The 17929-nt window shown below is 69.6% G+C and carries 18 protein-coding genes; 4 read left to right on the top strand and 14 right to left on the bottom strand.

From position 1 onward, the window contains the following. Positions 1-7 precede the first annotated feature (7 nt). On the top strand, positions 8-397 hold the full coding sequence (locus tag MZTS_RS11015) for a response regulator (RefSeq protein ID WP_192283872.1): 390 nt from the start codon (positions 8-10) through the stop codon (positions 395-397). A 14-nt stretch (positions 398-411) separates the two neighbouring features. Here MZTS_RS11015 and MZTS_RS11010 read toward each other — a convergent pair whose 3' ends face one another. From MZTS_RS11010 to MZTS_RS11000, 3 genes are read right to left on the bottom strand one after another with little or no spacing between them, the layout of a single operon-like run. After that, complete coding sequence (locus MZTS_RS11010; protein WP_192283871.1) at positions 412-1761, bottom strand: ATP-binding protein; 1350 nt, start codon at positions 1759-1761, stop codon at positions 412-414. A gap of 10 nt (positions 1762-1771) precedes the next feature. Continuing rightward, the gene (locus tag MZTS_RS11005; protein ID WP_192283870.1) at positions 1772-2437 is read right to left on the bottom strand and encodes a response regulator; all 666 of its coding nucleotides are present in this window, start codon (positions 2435-2437) and stop codon (positions 1772-1774) included. 33 nt (positions 2438-2470) lie between these two features. Beyond that, a complete protein-coding gene (locus MZTS_RS11000; protein ID WP_378741703.1) occupies positions 2471-2797 on the bottom strand; it encodes a PepSY domain-containing protein in 327 nt (108 codons plus the stop codon). Positions 2798-2948: 151 nt separating this feature from the next. Here MZTS_RS11000 and MZTS_RS10995 point away from each other — a divergent pair, with 151 nt between their 5' ends. Further along, positions 2949-3569: a thermonuclease family protein gene (locus MZTS_RS10995; RefSeq protein WP_192283869.1), complete on the top strand. Its 621-nt coding sequence runs from the start codon at positions 2949-2951 to the stop codon at positions 3567-3569. A gap of 194 nt (positions 3570-3763) precedes the next feature. Next, the gene (locus MZTS_RS10990) at positions 3764-4534 is read left to right on the top strand and encodes a hypothetical protein (RefSeq protein ID WP_192283868.1); all 771 of its coding nucleotides are present in this window, start codon (positions 3764-3766) and stop codon (positions 4532-4534) included. 2 nt (positions 4535-4536) lie between these two features. Here MZTS_RS10990 and MZTS_RS10985 read toward each other — a convergent pair whose 3' ends face one another. From MZTS_RS10985 to MZTS_RS10965, 5 genes are read right to left on the bottom strand one after another with little or no spacing between them, the layout of a single operon-like run. Continuing rightward, a complete protein-coding gene (locus MZTS_RS10985; RefSeq protein ID WP_009865327.1) occupies positions 4537-4884 on the bottom strand; it encodes a hypothetical protein in 348 nt (115 codons plus the stop codon). A gap of 19 nt (positions 4885-4903) precedes the next feature. Beyond that, positions 4904-5260, bottom strand: a complete 357-nt coding sequence (locus MZTS_RS10980) for a DUF3325 domain-containing protein (RefSeq protein ID WP_192283867.1) — start codon at positions 5258-5260, stop codon at positions 4904-4906. Beyond that, a complete protein-coding gene (locus tag MZTS_RS10975; protein ID WP_192283866.1) occupies positions 5257-6876 on the bottom strand; it encodes a PepSY-associated TM helix domain-containing protein in 1620 nt (539 codons plus the stop codon). The genes MZTS_RS10980 and MZTS_RS10975 overlap by 4 nt, the downstream gene beginning before the upstream one ends. Continuing rightward, a complete protein-coding gene (locus MZTS_RS10970) occupies positions 6873-7175 on the bottom strand; it encodes an iron transporter (protein ID WP_192283865.1) in 303 nt (100 codons plus the stop codon). Before MZTS_RS10970 ends, MZTS_RS10975 begins: the two co-directional genes overlap by 4 nt. Positions 7176-7184: 9 nt before the next feature. Then, on the bottom strand, positions 7185-9539 hold the full coding sequence (locus MZTS_RS10965) for a TonB-dependent siderophore receptor (RefSeq protein WP_192283864.1): 2355 nt from the start codon (positions 9537-9539) through the stop codon (positions 7185-7187). A 754-nt stretch (positions 9540-10293) separates the two neighbouring features. Here MZTS_RS10965 and MZTS_RS10960 point away from each other — a divergent pair. Next, a complete protein-coding gene (locus MZTS_RS10960) occupies positions 10294-10539 on the top strand; it encodes a hypothetical protein (protein WP_009865259.1) in 246 nt (81 codons plus the stop codon). 592 nt (positions 10540-11131) lie between these two features. On the opposite strand, the gene MZTS_RS10955 is transcribed toward MZTS_RS10960, so the two are convergent. From MZTS_RS10955 to MZTS_RS10930, 6 genes are all read right to left on the bottom strand, one after another. Continuing rightward, positions 11132-13294 carry a TonB-dependent hemoglobin/transferrin/lactoferrin family receptor gene (locus MZTS_RS10955; RefSeq protein WP_192283863.1) on the bottom strand — a complete coding sequence of 721 codons (2163 nt, stop codon included), beginning with the start codon at positions 13292-13294 and terminating at the stop codon, positions 11132-11134. Positions 13295-13472: 178 nt separating this feature from the next. After that, entirely contained in the window at positions 13473-14291 is an 819-nt protein-coding gene (locus MZTS_RS10950) for a heme ABC transporter ATP-binding protein (protein WP_192283862.1), read from the bottom strand. Further along, the gene (locus MZTS_RS10945) at positions 14284-15345 is read right to left on the bottom strand and encodes an iron chelate uptake ABC transporter family permease subunit (protein ID WP_009864664.1); all 1062 of its coding nucleotides are present in this window, start codon (positions 15343-15345) and stop codon (positions 14284-14286) included. Before MZTS_RS10945 ends, MZTS_RS10950 begins: the two co-directional genes overlap by 8 nt. Then, positions 15338-16240 (bottom strand): heme/hemin ABC transporter substrate-binding protein, encoded by a 903-nt coding sequence (locus MZTS_RS10940; protein ID WP_192283861.1) that lies wholly within the window; start codon positions 16238-16240, stop codon positions 15338-15340. Before MZTS_RS10940 ends, MZTS_RS10945 begins: the two co-directional genes overlap by 8 nt. Next, positions 16237-16404, bottom strand: a complete 168-nt coding sequence (gene hemP, locus MZTS_RS10935; protein WP_210329233.1) for a hemin uptake protein HemP — start codon at positions 16402-16404, stop codon at positions 16237-16239. The genes MZTS_RS10940 and hemP overlap by 4 nt, the downstream gene beginning before the upstream one ends. A 912-nt stretch (positions 16405-17316) precedes the next feature. Next, a complete protein-coding gene (locus MZTS_RS10930) occupies positions 17317-17733 on the bottom strand; it encodes a hypothetical protein (RefSeq protein WP_192283859.1) in 417 nt (138 codons plus the stop codon). Positions 17734-17929: the final 196 nt, after the last annotated feature.

Here is a 17929-nt window from a genome sequence, read left to right as displayed (position 1 = left end):
CACATCCATGCATCGCTCGCCCGAGACCGCCGATCCTCACGTCCCGTCTCACATCCTCGTGGTGGAGGATGAGAGCTTCGTGCGCATGGTCGCCGTGGACATGCTGGAGGATGCCGGGCTGCCGGTGGTCGAGGCGCCCGACGCCGACGCCGCCCTGCGGCTCCTGGAGGGCCGGGCGCAGGCCTTCGCCATCCTGTTCACCGATATCGACTTGCCGGGCTCGATGGACGGCCTCACCCTGGCGGCGCGGGTGCAGGCGCGATGGCCGCATATCCGGCTGATCGTCACCTCGGGCCGGCTCCGGCCCTCCCCCCACGACCTGCCCGGCCCCGGCCGCTTCCTGCCCAAACCCTATTGCCGCTCCGATCTCCTCGGGGCGCTCGGGCACGCCGCCTGAACCGGCACCGGTCTTCAGGCCGGCGGCAGGGGCCAGTCCAGCTCGACCCGCAATCCGCCGAGGTCGGACCGGCCGAAGCTCATCCGGGCTCCCGCCCCCTCGGCGAGATCGCGGGCGATGGCGATGCCGAAGCCGGTGCCGGGGCGGCTCTCGTCCCAGCGCCGGCCGCGGGCGATGCCGGCGATCGCCGCCTCGCTCATGCCGGGCCCGTCATCCTCCAGAACGAGAAGGCCCCGAGCGGCCTCGACCCGACCCGCGACGCGGATGCGGCGGTGGGCCCATTTGCGGGCATTGTCGAGGAGGTTGCCCAGGATCTCGGTAAGATCGCCCTCATCGCCGGGAAAACCGAGGCCGCCGGCGATCGCGATCTCCCAGCGCAGGGCCTCGCCCTCGGGCAGGCGCTTCAGGGCGCCGACGATCCGCTCCGCCGCCGGGGCGACGGGGCAGGCGCGGCGCCTCAGGCCGCCCGAGGCCGCCCGGGCCCGGGCGAGTGTCCGCTCCACCTGCCGGCCCATGGCCTGGGCCTGCTCGGCGATCTCCGCCGCCAGGGCGGGGTCGGTGCCGTCGACGCGGCGGGAGAGGGCATCGAGCACCGCGAGCGGGGTCTTGAGGCCGTGGGCCATGTCTCCGGCGCCCGTCCGCGCCCGCTCCAGATCCCGTTCCTGGGCATCCAGCAGGCGGTTGAGGTCGGCCACCAGCGGGCGCACCTCCTCGGGAAAGGTTTCAGGAAGCCGGGCCCGCGTCCCGGCATGGATCGCGGCGAGGTCGGTACGCAGGGTCCGGAACGGGCTGAGCGCCCGGCGGACGAACAGCGACATGGCCAGCGTCAGGGCCGCGAACAGGGCGAGGAGCGAGGGCACCAGCAGACGCAGGAAGGTGGCGCGGCTCTCGGCGAGGTCGCGCCGGTCCTCGGCGGCGGTGACGGCGAGCTGCACCGTCCCGCCATGGCCGGGAATGGTGACGCGGCGGGTCACGGCGATGAGCCGCCCGCCATCGGGCCCGGACAGGTCGCCGAAGGCCGGCTCCGTGGGAGCGTCGGGGACCGTGCCGAGGCTGCGGTCCCAGAGCGAGCGCGAGCGCAGGGCGCCGCCGCCCTCCTCCTGCTCGACCTGCCAATAGAGACCGCCATAGGGCGCCGCGTAGCGCGGATCCGCCGGCTCCCGGGGCAAGCTCAGGCTGCCATCCGGCGCCAGGGTGACCTGACCTGCGATGAACTTGGCGGTGCGGTCGAGGCCATCGACGGTGCGGGCGTCGAGCACCCGGTCGAAGATCAGCGTCAGCCCGATCCCCGCCAGGGCCAGGGCCAGGGCGATCAGCCCGGCGGCGGCGAGCCCGAGCCGCAGGCGGAGAGAGCCGGATTTCACGAGGCTTCGATCACGAGGCTTCGGCCGGCACGCAGTAGCCGTGGCCGCGCCGGGTCTCGATGATGCCGGGGCCGAGCTTGCGCCGCAGCCGGGTGAGCAGGGCCTCCAGGGCGTTGGCCTCCCGGTCGCTGTCGCTGCCGTGGAGATGGTCGAGCAGCTCGCCCGCCGGCACGACCTGCCCCTGGCGGTGGAGCAGGAAGGCGAGCAGGCGGTATTCGAGGGCGGTCAGGTCGATCTCGCGGCCCGTGACCGAGACGGTGCGGGTGCGGGTGTCGAGTTCGACCGGCCCGGCCCGCAGGATGGGCGAGGCGTGGCCGGCGGTGCGGCGCAGGATCGCCCGCAGCCGCGCCACCAATTCTTCCATTCGGAACGGCTTGACGAGGTAGTCGTCGGCGCCCGCGTCGATCCCCTCGACCCGCTCGCGCCAACCGTCGCGGGCGGTGAGGATCAGGACCGGCAGGGCGACATCGGCCGCGCGCAGGCGGCGCAGCACGCCGAGGCCGTCGAGGCGCGGCAATCCGAGGTCGAGCACCATGGCGTCGTAGGTCTCGGTCTCCGCCCGGAACCACGCCGCCTCGCCATCGGCGACGATCTCCGCGACATAGCCCGCCCGCTCCAGCCCCTCCCGGATGTCGGCCGCGATGCGCGGCTCGTCCTCTACGACGAGGATGCGCACGCGACCGCCTCCCGGATCCCGGCTTCGCCCGCCTCAATCATCGTCGTCCACGTCGAGCAGCTTGAGAGAACTGGCGTCGATCTTCACGTCGCGCCGCCGCCCGTCCTGGCCGAGGATGCGCAGCTTGTAGAGCCAATGCCCGTCATCGCGCTTCAGGTCGAGCGCCACGACGTCCCCCGGCACCGCCGCACGGGCGGCGGCCAGCACCGCGTCGAGGGGGCGGATCTCGCCGCGCTCCAGCGCCTGCCGCGCCCGCTCGCTATCGCTGTCGGCGCGCGCCGGCGCCGTGCCGAGGGGCAGGGTCGCGATGAGGAGGAGCAGGAGGCGGGCGAAGGGGAGGGACATGGTGAGGCGCGGCATGGCGAGACGGAGTCCTGACCGATCCCGGCTGACGGGAGGCTGACAGGCGGCGTCAGGCTGGCGCGGCGCGCGCTCGGCGACAAGGCGGCATCGACGACGCACCGGCCGTGGCCCGGGCGTCCCCCGCTCCCCTCTCGCGAGGCCGATCCCGATGTCGCTCACCCTCACCATCCTCCTGATCTACGGCGCCTGTCTCGTCGGCACCATCGCCAGCCCGCCGGCTCCCGGCAACCGGGATTCCGACGGTGCGGGCCCCCGGCGCCTGCTCGGCGCACTCCTCGTTCCCGCCCTGGCCCTGCTGGCGGCCAGCGCCCCGGCCGGCCCGGCCCGGGCCGCCGATGCTATCCGCACGGTGAGCGGTGCCGCCACGGTGATCGACGGCGCCACCCTCGCCATCGGCGGACAGCGCCTGCGGCTGCACGGCATCGATGCTCCCGATCTCGACCAGACCTGTTTCGACGCGCGGGAGCGTGGCTATGCCTGCGGCCGGGTGGCGGCCGAGGCGCTGGCGGCGCGGATCGCCGGCGGGACCGTCGCCTGCGAAGCGCGCGCGACCATGGCCGACGGCACCGCCACCGCCCTGTGCCGGCTCGGAGCGGACGACCTCGCCGCCTGGATGGTCGGGAACGGCTACGCCGTCGCGGACCGCGGCAGCGCCACCTATCTGGCCGAGGACCAGCGGGCCTGGGGCCGCCGCCTCGGTCTCTGGGCGGGCGTGTTCGAGCTTCCCGGCGACCGCCGCCGCCTGCGCGGCGCGACGGCCGGCCTGTGACGACGGCCGTGACCCGGCTGTTCAGGGACGCCGCGACCGGATCCTCCCGACACCGGCGCTCCGGGAAAAATCAAACCTCAGGTATTTATTTTCAGAGGCAACTTTACATACCATAGGGCCGTGCGCGCCGAGCCGCCGCAGAAGATCGTCAGCGACTGTTCCGCAGCCTCTATTCGATACAGACAAAACACCTCATGGCTGAAAAGAAAATATTCTTCATGCACATGCCGAAATGCGCAGGAAGCTCGATCTACGATTTGTTTTCATCCCACTACAAAGTGCTCGGCTTTGCGGAAACATTTTTACCGGACATCGCAGCTTTGAGAGAGGCCACCGGAGAGATCGATTTCGTCGGCGGCCATATCCGCATCCACGACATGATGCAGATCGTCGGATCCGATCCGAACTATCGATGCTTCACGATCATGCGCGACCCGGTCGAGCAATTGGCGTCGCATCTGTGCTGGATCAAGAGGTACAACCTCGACGAGCGCAGAAACGACTACGGCCAGCTCGATCTGTTCACTCGCCGTCTTGTCGATGAATTGAAGCTCGTCGACTTCGCCGATCCCGGCCACCTCGATCATTTTCTCACGCATCTGCCCGCAAAGGGATTGATCTATTTCGACAACATGCAGTCACGCTATCTGTTGAACGAACACCGGTCCGAGTGGAAGGAATGGCAACCCGTCACTCTCAATCTGACACATCACATCCTGGAAAATCTCTCTCGCTTTGAATTCGTGGGCCACATGTCGCGCCCGGAGAGAACTCTCGAGATGGTGAGAAGCCGTTTTTTTCCTCAGTCGGACGCGATCTCGCTGCCCGTGACAAACGTCAACACGCTCGAGGAAAAAATCGATACCGGCAACCCGATGATCGTCGATGTCCTGAAGAAGAGGCTGAATGTCGATCTTTGGCTCAGCCGTGAAATCTTGCACAGGATCGACAATTCACAATACTGAAATCAGGACCGCGCCTTCGCCCCCGAACCGACTGGGCCTTTGGGGGCCACGCCCGTGTCGGCGAGGCGCGCGAGGCCGGCCGCGAAATCGCGCAGGGCGGCCTCGACCATGGCGGCGACCTGCGCCTCGGTCTTGGGCGCGCGGATCACGAGGCTCGTCATGACCTCCGGGTGCAGGCGCCGCTGTTTGGGGGTACGGGCATGGTTCGAGAGGCGCAGGCGCTCGGGCCCGTCGCCCCGCGCATAGTAGAGGCTGTCGCCGCGCTCGTTGCGGGCGGTCTCGTGAAAGCCGTGTCCGGCCAGCAATGCGCCCGCGCGGGCGAGGGCCTGTTTCGGCATCAAGGGAGCCATCGCGGGAAGCCTCGGCCAGTCAGGGCGAGACGGCGAGGGCGGCCAGGGACAGGGGAACGGCCGCGACGCCGAGGGCCACCAGCGCCGCCGGGGCGACGTAGCGCGGCCGGTAGGACAGGAGCAGCACGAGCCCCAGAGCCGCCCCGGTCAACGCACCGATCCACTGCACCGGGCCGAACGCCCAGCCTTCCCCGATCCCGGCCACGACCAGGGAGGCGGCGATGGCGGCCCAGCCGAAGGCGCGCAGCCGCAGCACCGCCGCCCGCTCGGCCTTCCGGTCGAAGACCTCGGCATGGTGCCGGTTCAGGCTGAGGCAGAGGGCGGCCAAAGCCGCGAAGCTCAGTCCGAGATTGGCGGCGAGGATCGAGGGCGTCATGCGTGGGTCGGCTCCGTCTGCCGCACCGGGGCGCGGGTCGGGGATACGGGCGATGCCGCCGGCTCCGGCCGCGCGCTCCGCTCCCTCTGGCTCTCCTTCCTGGGCGCCTCGTAGCGCAGCACCTTGCGGGCCGCGAGCGCGAACAGGCCGGCGAGCAGCAACATCGCCGCATCGAACCACGCGAAGAGCGGATCGCCGCCGCCCGTCAGCCGCAGGGGATGACCGGGGATCGTCAGGATGTCGGCCGCGACGACCGCGAGGCAGAGGAGCGACACGGCGGCCAATCCCTCGCACCAAGCCCGGCGCTGCGGGCGGACGAGGGGCACCAGCGCCGCGACGATCCAGGCGCCGAAGAAGGCGTCAATCTCCCACTCCGCGCGGCCGGCGAGATCCGCCGGCAGGAGACGGTTGGCGAGGAAGAACACGGCGACCGCCGCCGGCAGGCCGGCGATGCTGCCGATGTTCAGCGCCTGGACGAGGCGCAGGCCGAAGAAGGCCCGCTCGTTCGCCTTGGGCAGCCGCGCCAGCGACCAGAGCACGATGCCGGTGGCGACCATGGCGCAGCCCATCAGGCCGCAGAGGAAGAACAGCAGCCGCAGCGCCGTGCCGGCGAAATGCGCCTCGTGCAGGCCGGTCATCACCGTGAAGGTCTTGGCCGCCGGCTTGAGCCCGCCGCCGAGGATTTCCAGCGTCTCGCCGCTGACGCCGTCGAAGGCGATCTGGGGATGCTGGTGCGAGAGGCCGTGAGGCTCCTCGAACACGGCAACCACCGTGGCGTTGGCATCGCCCGGATTGACCACCGAGAGACGTTCCAGGGTCTCCGGCATCGTGGCGAGGGCGCGCTCGACGATCGGCCCGACCGGGGTCAGGGCAGCGGGCCGGTTGGCGGGCGGGCGCGGCGTCGTCACCAAGCCGGCCTCGGCGAAGAAGGCTTGGTTGTCGCCCCTGTAGGCGGTGGTCACGCCCCAGGGCATGTACATCAGCGCCAGGGTCATGATCCCGGTATAGGTGATCATCAGGTGGAACGGCAGCGCCAGCACGCCGGTGACGTTGTGCGCGTCGAGCCAGCTGCGCCGGGGTGCCTTGTCCCGGCGGAAGGTGAAGAAGTCGGCGAAGATCCGCTTATGGGTGACGATGCCGGAGATCAGCGCCACCAGCATGATCATCGCGCAGATGCCGACGATCCAGCGCCCCCAGAGCGGCGGCATGTGCAGCTCGAAATGGAAGCGGTAGAGGAAGTCGCCGCCGCGCGTCCCGCGCACGGCGGCCTCGGCGCCGGTGCGCGGATCGAGCATCGCCTGGCGCGGCGGCTCGCCCGGCCGGGTGCGCCAGAACAGGTCGAGCACCGGCTTGTCGGGCTGCGGCAGGGCGATGAACCAGCTCCGCGCCTGCGGCGCGTGCTCCTGGAGATAGGCGACCGCCCGCTCGGCCGCCGCCCCCAGGGCCGGGGCGTCCATCGGCTCGGCCCGGGTGAGTTCGGGGCGCATCCATCGGGTGATGTCGGGCCGGTAATAGCTCGCGGTGCCGGTGACGAAGATCGCGAACAGCACCCAGCCGACGATGAGACCGGACCACGTGTGCAGCCACGCCATGGACTGCCGGAAGCTTCCCTTCATGGCGCAAGCCCCCGCATCGCCAGCCAGAGTCCGAGACCGAGGAGCCCGGCCAGCCCCGCGACCGCGACCGTCGCCCGCAGGAGCGTGCGCAGGGCGAAGACCAGCACGACGATCCCGGCCATCACGGCGAAGCTGAGCAGGGTCGCGGCCGCCACCGCCTCGGCGCGCGCCAGCGGCAGCACCAGCGACAGGAACGCGGTGGCGAGGGCGGCGACGCCGTAGCCGCCCCCCGCCGCCAGCACGATGCGGCCGGCTACCGATGCCCGCTCGGCGGGCGTGATCCTCGCGGGAGACGCCATGCCGGCCTCCTACCAACGGTAACGGAGCGTTGCAAAGACCGTCCTCGGCAGGCCGTAATAGCAGGCCGAGTAGTTGAAGCAGCTCGTCACGTAGCGCTCGTCCAGCAGGTTCTGGATGTTGAGCTGCAGATCGAGGCCGGCATAGGCCGGGTCGAACTGCCCGAAATCGTAGGACGCGACCGCGTCGAGCAGGTAGGCCTCCGGCACCCGGAAGGTGTTGGCCGGATCGCCCCATTGCGCGCTGATCCAGCGCACGCCGCCGCCGACCCCGACGCCGCGCAGCGGGCCTTCGAGCACGCGGTAATCGACGAAGACCGAGGCGGTCGCGTCCGGGATCTGGACGGGCGTCTTGCCCAGGAGCGGCACCTGCCGGCCGGTCAGCTCGTTGAGCGTCGTCGTGGTGTCCCGCGTCACCCGCGCATCGAGCAGCGAGAAGCCGCCGACGATCCTGAGGCCTTCGGCGAGGTTCGCCCGCGCCTCGAACTCGACGCCCTGCACCCCGACCTCGCCGTTCTGGATGCTGAAGCGGTTGCCGTTAACCGGGTCGGGCTGGAGCCGGTTCTGCTGCTTGATGTCGAAGGCGGCGGCCGAGAGCAGGATGTCGGTGCCGGGCGGCTGGTACTTCACGCCCGCCTCGTATTGCCGGCTCGTCTGCGGATCGGGCAGGCGGCCGAGCCCGTTCGGATCGCCGTCGTAGATCGCGCCGCTGACGATGGGCTCGAAGGCCTCCGAATAGCTGACATAGGGCGAGACGCCGAGTTCCGAGCGGTAGAGCAGGCTCGCCCGGTAGGTGAAGGCCTCGGAACGCGCATCCTGGAGGGTGGTGAGCCGGCCGGTCGGCAGGCTGTAGGTCGGCCCCTCCTGCCGCGCCCGGTCGAAGCGGCCGCCCAGCGTCAGGATCAGGTTGTCGAAGCGGATCTGGTCCTGGACATAGGCGCCGGTCTGGCTCGCGGCGATGTCCTGGAACGAGGTGAAGGGCAGGGGCGTCAGGCCCTGGTTGTTGTTGGGGTTGAGCAGGTCCAGCTGCGGCGCGCTGGGAAAGCCCGTGCCGAAGGTGGTGGTGCGGATCGTCTGGTGATCGATGCCGAACAGCAGGGTGTGATCGAAGATGCCGGTGGCGAAGCGGAATTCGAGGTTGTTGTCGGTGGTGTAGGCGTCGATGGCGACGCGGGTGCCGCCGTAGCCGCGGGACAGGAAGCGGCCGGCCCAGGACGGAGCGTTGCCCTGGAATGCGGTGTAGACCGAGCGGTAATCGCCCTCGCTGTGCAGGTAGCGGGTGGACGAGTGGAAGCGGACGCTGTCGTCGAAGCGGTGATCGAAGATGTAGCCGATCGAGCCGATGGTGCGGTCCGAGCGCTCGTAGCTGCGGTCCCCGTCGTAGAAGCTGGTGGGCAGGTAGCCGAGGCGGCCGCCGGGAATGCCGAAATTGCTCGGGAACACCGAGCCCTTGGCCGGGATGGCGCCGTAATAGCCCGAGAAGGGATCGCGCTGGTAGCGGGCGAGCACCGTGAGGCTGGTATCGGCGTCCGGGCGCCAAGTGACGCTCGGCGCGATGAAGGCGCGCTCGATGTGGGTGAAATTCACCGGCCCGTCGCCCACGCGGCCGGACGCGACGACACGGTAGGCGAACTGGTCGGCGAGACCACCGGTGCCGTCTCCGGCGGGACCGCCGATATCGACGCCGCCGCGGACCTCGTCGAAGCCGCCGCCCTGGATGAAGACCTCGCGGTGCGCCACGAATTGCGGCAGCTTGCTCACGAGGTTGACGAGGCCGCCGGGACCGGCCTGCCCGTACAGGACCGAGGCCGGGCCCTTGATGATGTCGATGCGCTCGAGATTGTAGGGATCGACCGATGGGTAGGCGTCGCGGCTGCCGGGCAGGCGCAGGCCGTCGAGGAACGTCGGGGCGGCGAAGCCGCGGATGAAGAACTGCTCCAGCCGGGTCGAGCCGGAGCTGCCGCGCTGCTCGACCGAGGCGCCCGGCGTGTAGCGCAGGGCCTGGTTCACCGTCAGCGCGTTCTGGTCCTCGATCTGCTCGCGGCCGACGACGGAGATCGACTGGGCCGTCTCCAGGATCGGCGTATCGGTCTTGGTCGCCACGGTGCTGCGGCTGGCGACGTAGCCCGGAACCGGGCCCGACGCCCCGCCCGGTCCGTACAAGGCCCCACCCAGGGTCGGGCCACGTCTCTCGCCGGTGACGCTGAGTTCGGACAACTCGACGGCGGCCTCGGAGGCGACCTGCGCCCGGCCCGGCTGAGCGGAGCCGCCCAGCATCGCCCCCGACAGGATCGTCGATGCGAGCAGATGAAGGGCCCACCCCGTCCGTTGAGACGGACGAAGAAGAACAGCACGATGTTCGAACATGATCCCCGAGATGTTTTTAACTTAGGCTAAGCAAGCCCAAGCGATACGCACCAAAACCCTCGGGGGCGTATGGCAATAGGAGAATGAATCATGCAAGACATATGTTCTAGAACTATTACAAGTCCAATGACTTAAGCGCCATAATCGATGGCGCGCAATGAATTTTGCTGACCGGCCTCAGCGCAAATGTTTCGATCGTTCCGGGAAAGCGCTATCCGCCTTCCATCGGTTCCGGTACAACTGAGCGTAGGATCGCTTGCTGGAACCGGATCGAGAGGAGTGGTGACGGGACGGATCATACCCAATCCGGTTGATCCCTTCGGGATGGCGGATTGGGGCTTCGCTCGAACGCCGCGTGGGCTGGCTGAGACGGAACCCGCTCCGATCAAACGGAGGCCGTCTCAGTTGGAGGCTGTATCGGCCTGCTTTCCCGAGTATCGGACCGGTCGGGAAGAGGGCATCGTCGGGGAGGCAATGTTTTGACGACAGTCCGACGGAAGACGGACCGAATTTCGACAACACAGATCAATCGATGATCCGGAATGAATATCGACAGATTCTGCCGCGACACCCACAGTCGTTAAACGACTTTTGCCGAATCCGATGAGCTGTTTTCCCAAACCACGTCTTTGACAGCGCAGCCCTCGCAGGCACTTTCCTGTAGGATGGTCCGACAACAGGTTGCGAAGCCCGCAAGATCCGGGCTCATCGCGATGGCGAAACAGGACGGCTCTCCTCGCCGAGAAAGCATGTCATGCTCACCCTGTGTCTTCTGATCCTCGCGGGTTTCGGCGTCGGATCGTATCTCCGGCTCGGCGCCGTGACCGCCGCCAGCCTGATCGTGCTGATCGCCTGGGTCTCGACGCGACTCTACCTCCGGACGGTCGGTGCAGCCGATATCCTGATGCTGTTCGCGTATCTCTCGGCCCTGCAGGGCGGCTTCCTCCTCGGCGCCTATGCGGCGACGCGGCGGGCGGAGGCCGCCTTCAGCACCAAATGATCCGCCCCGACAGGGCGCAGGCCGCCCCCCACAGGGCGAAGGACAGGGCAACGAAGCCGAGACCGGAGACGAGTTGGGAGGGCTTCGCGTTCATGTCCGTCTGAGGATGTCGAGCACAAATTGTGCGCAACCGATTTGTGTGCGATTTGGCCAAAAAGAAGGCGACTAAGCTTCGCCTCCGGTGGCCTGCCATGCGCTCAACGCCACTCGTCGCGCATTTCACAGCCGAGGCCGGCGTCGGACACCGGTCGAAACCGCCCCTCAGGTTGCACTGAGCTGTACGCCGGCTCAGAACAGCGAGGCCTTCCAGAGGCTTGCGCGGAGCGGGCGCTATCGGACCATCACCAGAGGCCACTCTCATGCACCTGACGCATGAAAGATACGCAAGTGGCCCTCGATCCGCTTTCAGTTGAAGGTTTGCCGTCCCTCTCACGGTGAGAGTTCAGGCCGGCATCCGCATGGCCCGGCCCGATTCGTCGAGATCGACCGCCGAGTCCGCTCGCCCCGGCGCAGCGGCGAGGGCAAGCATACGCCCCGCTGCTTGAGCACCCGCGCCGAGGCGCCCGGACGAGGCCGGGCGCCTGGGGATCCGCTACCGGGTCGCGAACTTGATGCTGATCGCCGCCTTCGCCGTGAGGCCAGGATTCGGCAGGGCATTGAGGTACTGGGTGTAGCGCTTGTCGAAGGCGTTCTGCACGATGAAATCGGCCCGGACCCGATCGTTGACGATGTAGGACGCGAAGAAGTCGACGAGGCCATAGGCCTTGGTGGCGAGGATGGTGGAGCCGGACGGCAGGTCGGTGCGGGCCTCCACGAAGGTGAGGCGGCTCGCCACGGTGAGGTCGCCGCCGAGGAAGCGCAGGCCCAGCGTCGTGCTGAGCCGGTTCGGCGGCACGCTGACCAGGGTTTCGCCCGTCGCCCGGTCGCGCCCATCGGTATGGGTGGCCGCCAGCGTGACGAAGCCGCCGCCCCAATCGTAGGCCCCTTCGAGCTCCACGCCGTTCAGCTCGGCCCGGGCGATGTTGAGATACTGGTAATCGCGCACCGGGATCACGCAGGGGAAGCGCCCGGGAATGCTGGCGCAGATCGAGGCGGGAATGCCGGCGATCGCCGGCACGAAATAGTCCGGCCCGACCGACTGGATCCCGATGAAGTCGTCTACCGTGTTGTGGAAGACATTGAGTTTGGCCCGGAACACGTCGCCGGCCATCAGCACGTCATTGTACTTCAGGTTGACGCCGCCCTCGACGGTATGGGCGGTCTCCGGGCGCAAAGCCGGGTTCGGCCGGATGTTGAAGGCGGGGAACGGGTGGATGCCCTGCACCAGCGTCTCGGTGATCGAAGGGGCGCGATAGCCCTCGGCATAGGTGCCGTAGAGCTCCAGGCCGGGCAGAGGCGAGACGCCGACGGTGAACTTGGGAGAGACACGGTCGCCGCTCGACCGATACACGCCCCCGGAGAGGTCGTAGTGGTCGTAGCGCAGGGCGCCGATCACCCGCAGCCAGGATGCGTAGCGGATCTCGTCCTGCACGAAGGCGCCGGCGAGGCTGCGCTCGCCCGACGGGGTGAAGGCCGCGCCGAAGCCGCCGGCATTGTCGGTGGTGCGGACGTGGTTGCCGACGTAATCGCCGCCCACGGTGAGGGCGTGGCTCAGCGCCCAGGTGTCGAAGCGGGCGGTGTTGTGGACGTCGAAGCCGGTGGTCTCGAGATCGTAGGTGATCCGGCTCCCGGCCCGCGCACCGAGGGTGCCGTAAACCCCGCTCGGCGAATCCTGCAGGAAGGTCAGGTCGTTGTGCGTCGTGGTGTGGTAGCCGCGGATGCTGACATCGAGCAGCGGCACGTCGGGCCGGGCGAAGCGGTAGCCGAGGGTGTAGGTGTCGGCCTGCACCGCGTTGGCGAAGCGCGCACCGGTGTTGCCGGTGCCGGCATTGGCGAAATCGAAGCGCTGGAGCAGGGCCGTGCCGCTGATCTCATGGCCGTCGGCGGGGCGGATGTTGATCTTGGTGAGCCCCGAGGTCAGCTCGTTGCCGGTGTCGCGCACGAGGGTGCCGAGCCCGTCGCGATAGGCGCCGTTGTTGCGGAACACGAATTGCCCGAACACGTCCGCCGCCGTGCCGATGCGCGCGCCCAGAGCGGTCGAGTTGAAGAAGCGCTGGCCGTTGGTGCCGAAGCCCTGCTTCTGCACCACGCCGGCGGTCTCGTCGGGGGCGAGAATGTCGTCGATGGAGCGGGTGCGGAAGGCGACGACGCCGCCGATGGCGCCGGAGCCGTAGATCGTGGCGGTCGCCCCCCGGGTGATGTCGATGCCGCCGACGAGTTCGGGATCGAGGTAGAACACGCCGTTGGCGCTGTGGCCCGAGGTCTGGAAATCCTGGCGGGCGCCGTCGATCAGCACATTGACCCGGCCGAAATCCTGCAAGCCGCGGATGTTGATGGCCTGGGCCGGATCGTTCGGGTTCTCCTGCGTGGTCACGCCGGGCACGTCGCGCAGCACCTCGGAGAGCCGGCTCGGCTGAAGGCGGTCGATCTGCTCGCGGGTAACAACGCTGCTGCCGGCCAGCGCGTCGATGGCCGTTCCCTCCGTCTTGGTCGCGGTGACGGAGAGGGTGTCGAGGCTCACCTCTTCGGCGGGGGTGGCGGTGCTCGCCACCTGCGGCAGGCCGGGCTGCGCGCCGACCGGCTGGGCCTGCGCGGCCGTGAGGGAGGCCAGCGAGGTTCCGACCGCGAGGGCGACACGAAGGGACGGGGGCAGCATGGGGACATCCGGACCAGACAGGGAGGAGCGGCTGGCTGGCGGATGGCTGGCTTGCACGGGGCCCGCTCTGGGTCGGCGCAGGAGCCCAAGTCAACGCAACGTGAAAACCTTCGATCTGGAGCGATTTGCAACTATCATCGCAGCAACTTGAAAGAATTCCAGCTTTGAGGAATCCGCCTCATCCCTGTTGCCTGACGGCGACACCTCTGCGCGGCAAGAGGAAGGGGCGTCCCGCCTCCGGCACCTCGCCGACGCACCAGGGCACGCCGAACACGCGGGCGACGAGGTCGTCGCGCAGCACCGTCTCCGGCCGCCCCCGCGCGACGATCCGGCCGGCCTGCAGCGCGATCAGCTCGTCGGCATAGGCCGCGGCAAGGTTGAGGTCGTGCAGGATCGCGATCACGGCGGTGCCGGCCCCGGCGAGATCCGCCGCGACATCGAGGAGCGCCGTCTGGTGGCGCAGATCGAGGCTCGCCGTCGGCTCGTCGAGGAACAGCACCTGCTGCCGGGCCAGGGTGCGGCCGGCGGCGAGCTGGCACAGGGCGCGGGCGAACTGGACCCGCGCCTGCTCGCCCCCCGACAGCGTCGGATAGGACCGCCGCGCGAGGTGGCTGACATCGGCGCGGTGCAGGGCCTCCGTCAGGATGGCGTCGCGGGCGCGCCGGTCGAGACCGCGGCCGATGCCGTCGAGGCCGATCCGCGCCACCTCCGCCGCCGAGAAGGGGAAGGCCAGCCGAAGGGCTTGCGGCATCACCGCCCGCATCGCCGCGAGCCGCCAGGGCGGGATCGCCGCGGCCGGCTCCCCGGCATAGGTGACGCGGCCGCTCGTCGGCGCCAGCTCACCGCTCAGGAGCCGCAGCAGGGTCGATTTCCCGGCCCCGTTCGGCCCGACGACGATCTGGATCCGGCCCGGCTCGGCCGTGAGCGCGATGTCCTCGACGAGGACGCGGCCGGCCACGGCGTAGGCGAGATCCTCGGCGCGGAGCAGATCAGACATCGGCCAGGGCGCTCCGCCCGAGCAGCAGCCAGAGGAAGACGGGCGCGCCGACGATGGCGGTGACGATGCCGATCGGCAGTTCCGCCGGCGCCACGACGAGACGGGCGACGACATCCGCCAGGACCAGCAGCGCCCCTCCGAGCAGGGCGCAGGCCGGCAGCAGGCGGCGATGCTCCGGGCCGATCAGGAGGCGCAATCCGTGCGGGACCACGAGTCCGACGAAGCCGATCACCCCCGCCGCCGCCACGCCGGCCCCGACCGCCACCGCCACGAGCAGGATCGCCACGCGCTTCAACCGCTCCACCGGGACGCCGAGATGGAAGGCCTCCGCCTCGCCGAGAACCAGGGCGTTGAGCCCCCGCCCGAGGAACGGCACCGTGACCAGGACCGGCAGGATCGCGGGGGCGCTCGTCATCACCTTGGTCCAGGTGGCGCCGGAGAGGCTGCCGAGCGACCAGAAGGTCAGGTCGCGCAATTGCCGGTCGTCGCTGGCATAGACCAGAAGGCCGGTGAGCGCCCCGGCCAGGGCTGCGGCGGCGAGCCCCGCGAGCAGCATCGTCGCCACCGAGATCCGCCCGGCCCGGGTCGCCACCCGATAGAGGCCGTAGGTCGTGGCGAGCCCGCCCGAGAAGGCCGCCACGGGCAGCGCCGTATAGGGCAGCGACCCCGGCAGGTTCACGGCGGCGAGGAGCCGGTCGCCGAGGACGATCACCGTGGCCGCCGCGAGCCCCGCCCCGGCGGAGACGCCGACCAGGGCCGGGTCGGCGAGGGGATTGCGGAACAGCCCCTGCATCAGGGCGCCCGACACCGCGAGCCCGGCCCCGACCATCAGGCCGAGCAGGGTCCGGGGCAGGCGGATGTTCAGGACGACGAGGGCGTCCCGGGCGAAGGTCGGGTCACCGGCTCCCGATGCGCCGCCCTGCAGCAGGATGTCGAGGACGCGGCCCGGCGGGATGCGGACGGCGCCGGATCCCAGCGACAGCAGGAGGATCGCGGCCAGGAGCAGGGCAAGGCCGGCGAAGACTGCGACGCCCCTCCGGCGAGCCTCACTCACCCGTCAGATCCGGATAGACCGCGCGCATCAGCGCCTCGGCCGTCTCAGGCGTGCGCGGCCCGAAGCCGAGCAGGGCGAGACCGTCCATGGCGACGAGCGAGCGCTTGGCGGCGGCGGGCGTCTGCGACAGGGCGGTACCGGGTGCGAACACGGTGTCCGGGCTCAGGGCGTGGCCCTCGTTCGACATCACCACCACCGTCTCGGGGGCAGCGGCCACGATCGCCTCGTCGGTGATCGGCTTGAAGCCGGTGAGCCCCTCGGCGGCGTTGCGCAGCCCGGCCAGCGCGAGGATTCCGTCCGCCGTGCTCTCCCGGCCGCCGGCCATGACCCGCCCGTTGGCGAGCGACAGCACCACCAGGGCGCGGGCCGGCCGGGCGATGCGGGCGCGCCGCCCGGCGAGGGCGGCGAAGGCGGCCTCGACCGTCCGGTGCAGGGTCTCGGCCGGCGCGTCGAGCCCGGCCGCGTGCCCGACCGCCCGGATCTTCTCCAACACGCCCTCAACGGTCGGCGGCTCGTGGACGAGCACGACGGGGATGCCGGCCTCGCGGATCTGCGTCAGCACCGCCGCCGGTCCGGCCCCCTCGGCGGCGATGACGAGGTCGGGCCCGGCCGAGAGCAGCCCCTCGGCCGAGAGCGCCCGCAGATAGCCCGCATTCGGCTTCTCCCGCAGCACCTCGGCCGGGTAGACGCTGGTGGTGTCGACGATGGCGATCCGCGAACCGGCACCGAGGCGCCACAGGATCTCGGTGACGGCGCCACCGAGGGAGGCGATCCGCATCGCCGACGCGGCCGCCCGCGCCGGATCGGCAGCCAAGCCGAAACCGAAGCCGAAGCCGAGCAGCGTCCCGAGCACGGCCCGGCGCGACAGGGGCGGGGATGAGGCGGCAGCGCTCATTTGGTGAGGATCAGCTTGTCGTTGGCGGTGATGCGCAGGCGGTAGCGCAGGCCGGCATGGACGATGACGATCTCGCGCTGACCTTTCATCAGGGCGGCGGAGCTCACTACTGCCTCGGGGGGACCGGCCTCCGGCGCGGCTCCCTGGCTCAGATCATCAACCATGAGGCTTTGCCGGGACGATTCACTCATGTCTCAGGAAAGATCTTCTTCTTTTATCTATTACGATTCCAGACTGAGCTTCGCCCGTCTGTGCGCAATTCCGCGTCCTGGCTAGTTGAGCCAAAAGCTTTAGGCAAGATGAGGCGATCCGGCTTGCGATGGGCTCAGGCTTGACGGGTCGGCCGCTCCGGAGCGGTGAGACCGTTTCGGGCCGATGCCTTCGGGAGGGCGGATTTGGGTTTCGCTGAAATGCCGCGCGGGCTGGCCGATACGGCCCTTACAGATGCCCATGGCTCAGGGGCGTGCGACCGGCGCCGAACGCAAAGGGCCCGCACCGGTTTCGCCGGGCGGGCCCATCGTGAAGATTTCGGTTCGGTGATCCGATTCACGCCAAATCCGGCCGATTCCTACGGGATCGCGGATGGGGACGTTGCGCATACGCCGCGGGGGCTGGCCGCCACGGTGCTCGGAGCGGCCCGGCTCGCGGAGGGACGTGTCAGGACGAGGACCGCGACAATCGCTCCGTTCCGATCTGACCGGACTCGGGGCCGGCGACATTGTCATTGGCCCCCGGAACGCCGAGCGACCTCATCGCCTGGGGTGCCGCCTTGTCCTTCTGCCGCGCCTGTCTGATGAACGCGGCCGTCCGAGGTGAGCGCCGATGGATCCAGACTTCGTGCCGTGCCCGCAAGGCACGTCCGTAGCGTTGATATTTCAGTCTCATGAAGACTTCCGCCATCCATCCGATGATGGACGTAAGCCCGTCCGTTTCGATGGGGTAGGGGCCTGCGTAGTCTTTGCATTGACCCAGCGTCTCAAACTTCCCGCGCCACACGGGCAAAACGGGCAAATCCCGGTGGTCGCGCCGGGCAGGGGAGGCGGGAGGTCGGTCGGAGGATCGGGCCGGGACGAGCGTCAGCGCTGGCGCCCCTGCAGCCAGGACGCGACCGGATCGACGACGTAGGCGGCGACGGAGGCCGCCCAGGCGCCGGCCCGGATCGTCAGGGGAAGACCGGCGCGGCGGGCGGCTTCGTCCTCGCGCTCACGCAGCGTCATCGTAGCCGCGACCAGGGTGTCCTCGTGCTCGCGGCACTCGTCGAGCACGTTGCGCTGCGCGCCGGCCCGGCTCTGGTTCGGCACCTGCCGGGCATAGGCCTCGCGCACGCAGCCGTGCCAGGCCTGCTCGAGGGCATCGAGATCGTGGGGGAGGTCGCGTGTCTGTGCGGCGGCGGCTTGGGCGCCCAGGGTGGCGCCGATCACGAGCAGCGCACACCGAAGCCTCAGCCCGGAGCCCGGCCCCGGGAATCCGGTGCGGGACGGCGCGCCCGGCATGGTCTCATTCCAATAGCCGGATGCCACCTTTCGGGACGATGCTCGCGTCATGAGGGTGGAATGCTCCCAAAGCCCTCAACAGCCGCTTAACCGGATATCCCCACCGCCGGTCCTCAGGAAAGACAGCGGGATCCGCTCGCGCAGCTGCACCCGCCGGCCCTACCCTGTATTTTAAACACTTCTGACGATGCGGACA

It is taken from the genome of Methylorubrum zatmanii, assembly GCF_014845115.1.
In the GTDB taxonomy this organism is placed as follows: Bacteria; Pseudomonadota; Alphaproteobacteria; order Rhizobiales; family Beijerinckiaceae; genus Methylobacterium; species Methylobacterium zatmanii.
This window is presented reverse-complemented; position numbering and strand designations above follow the sequence as displayed.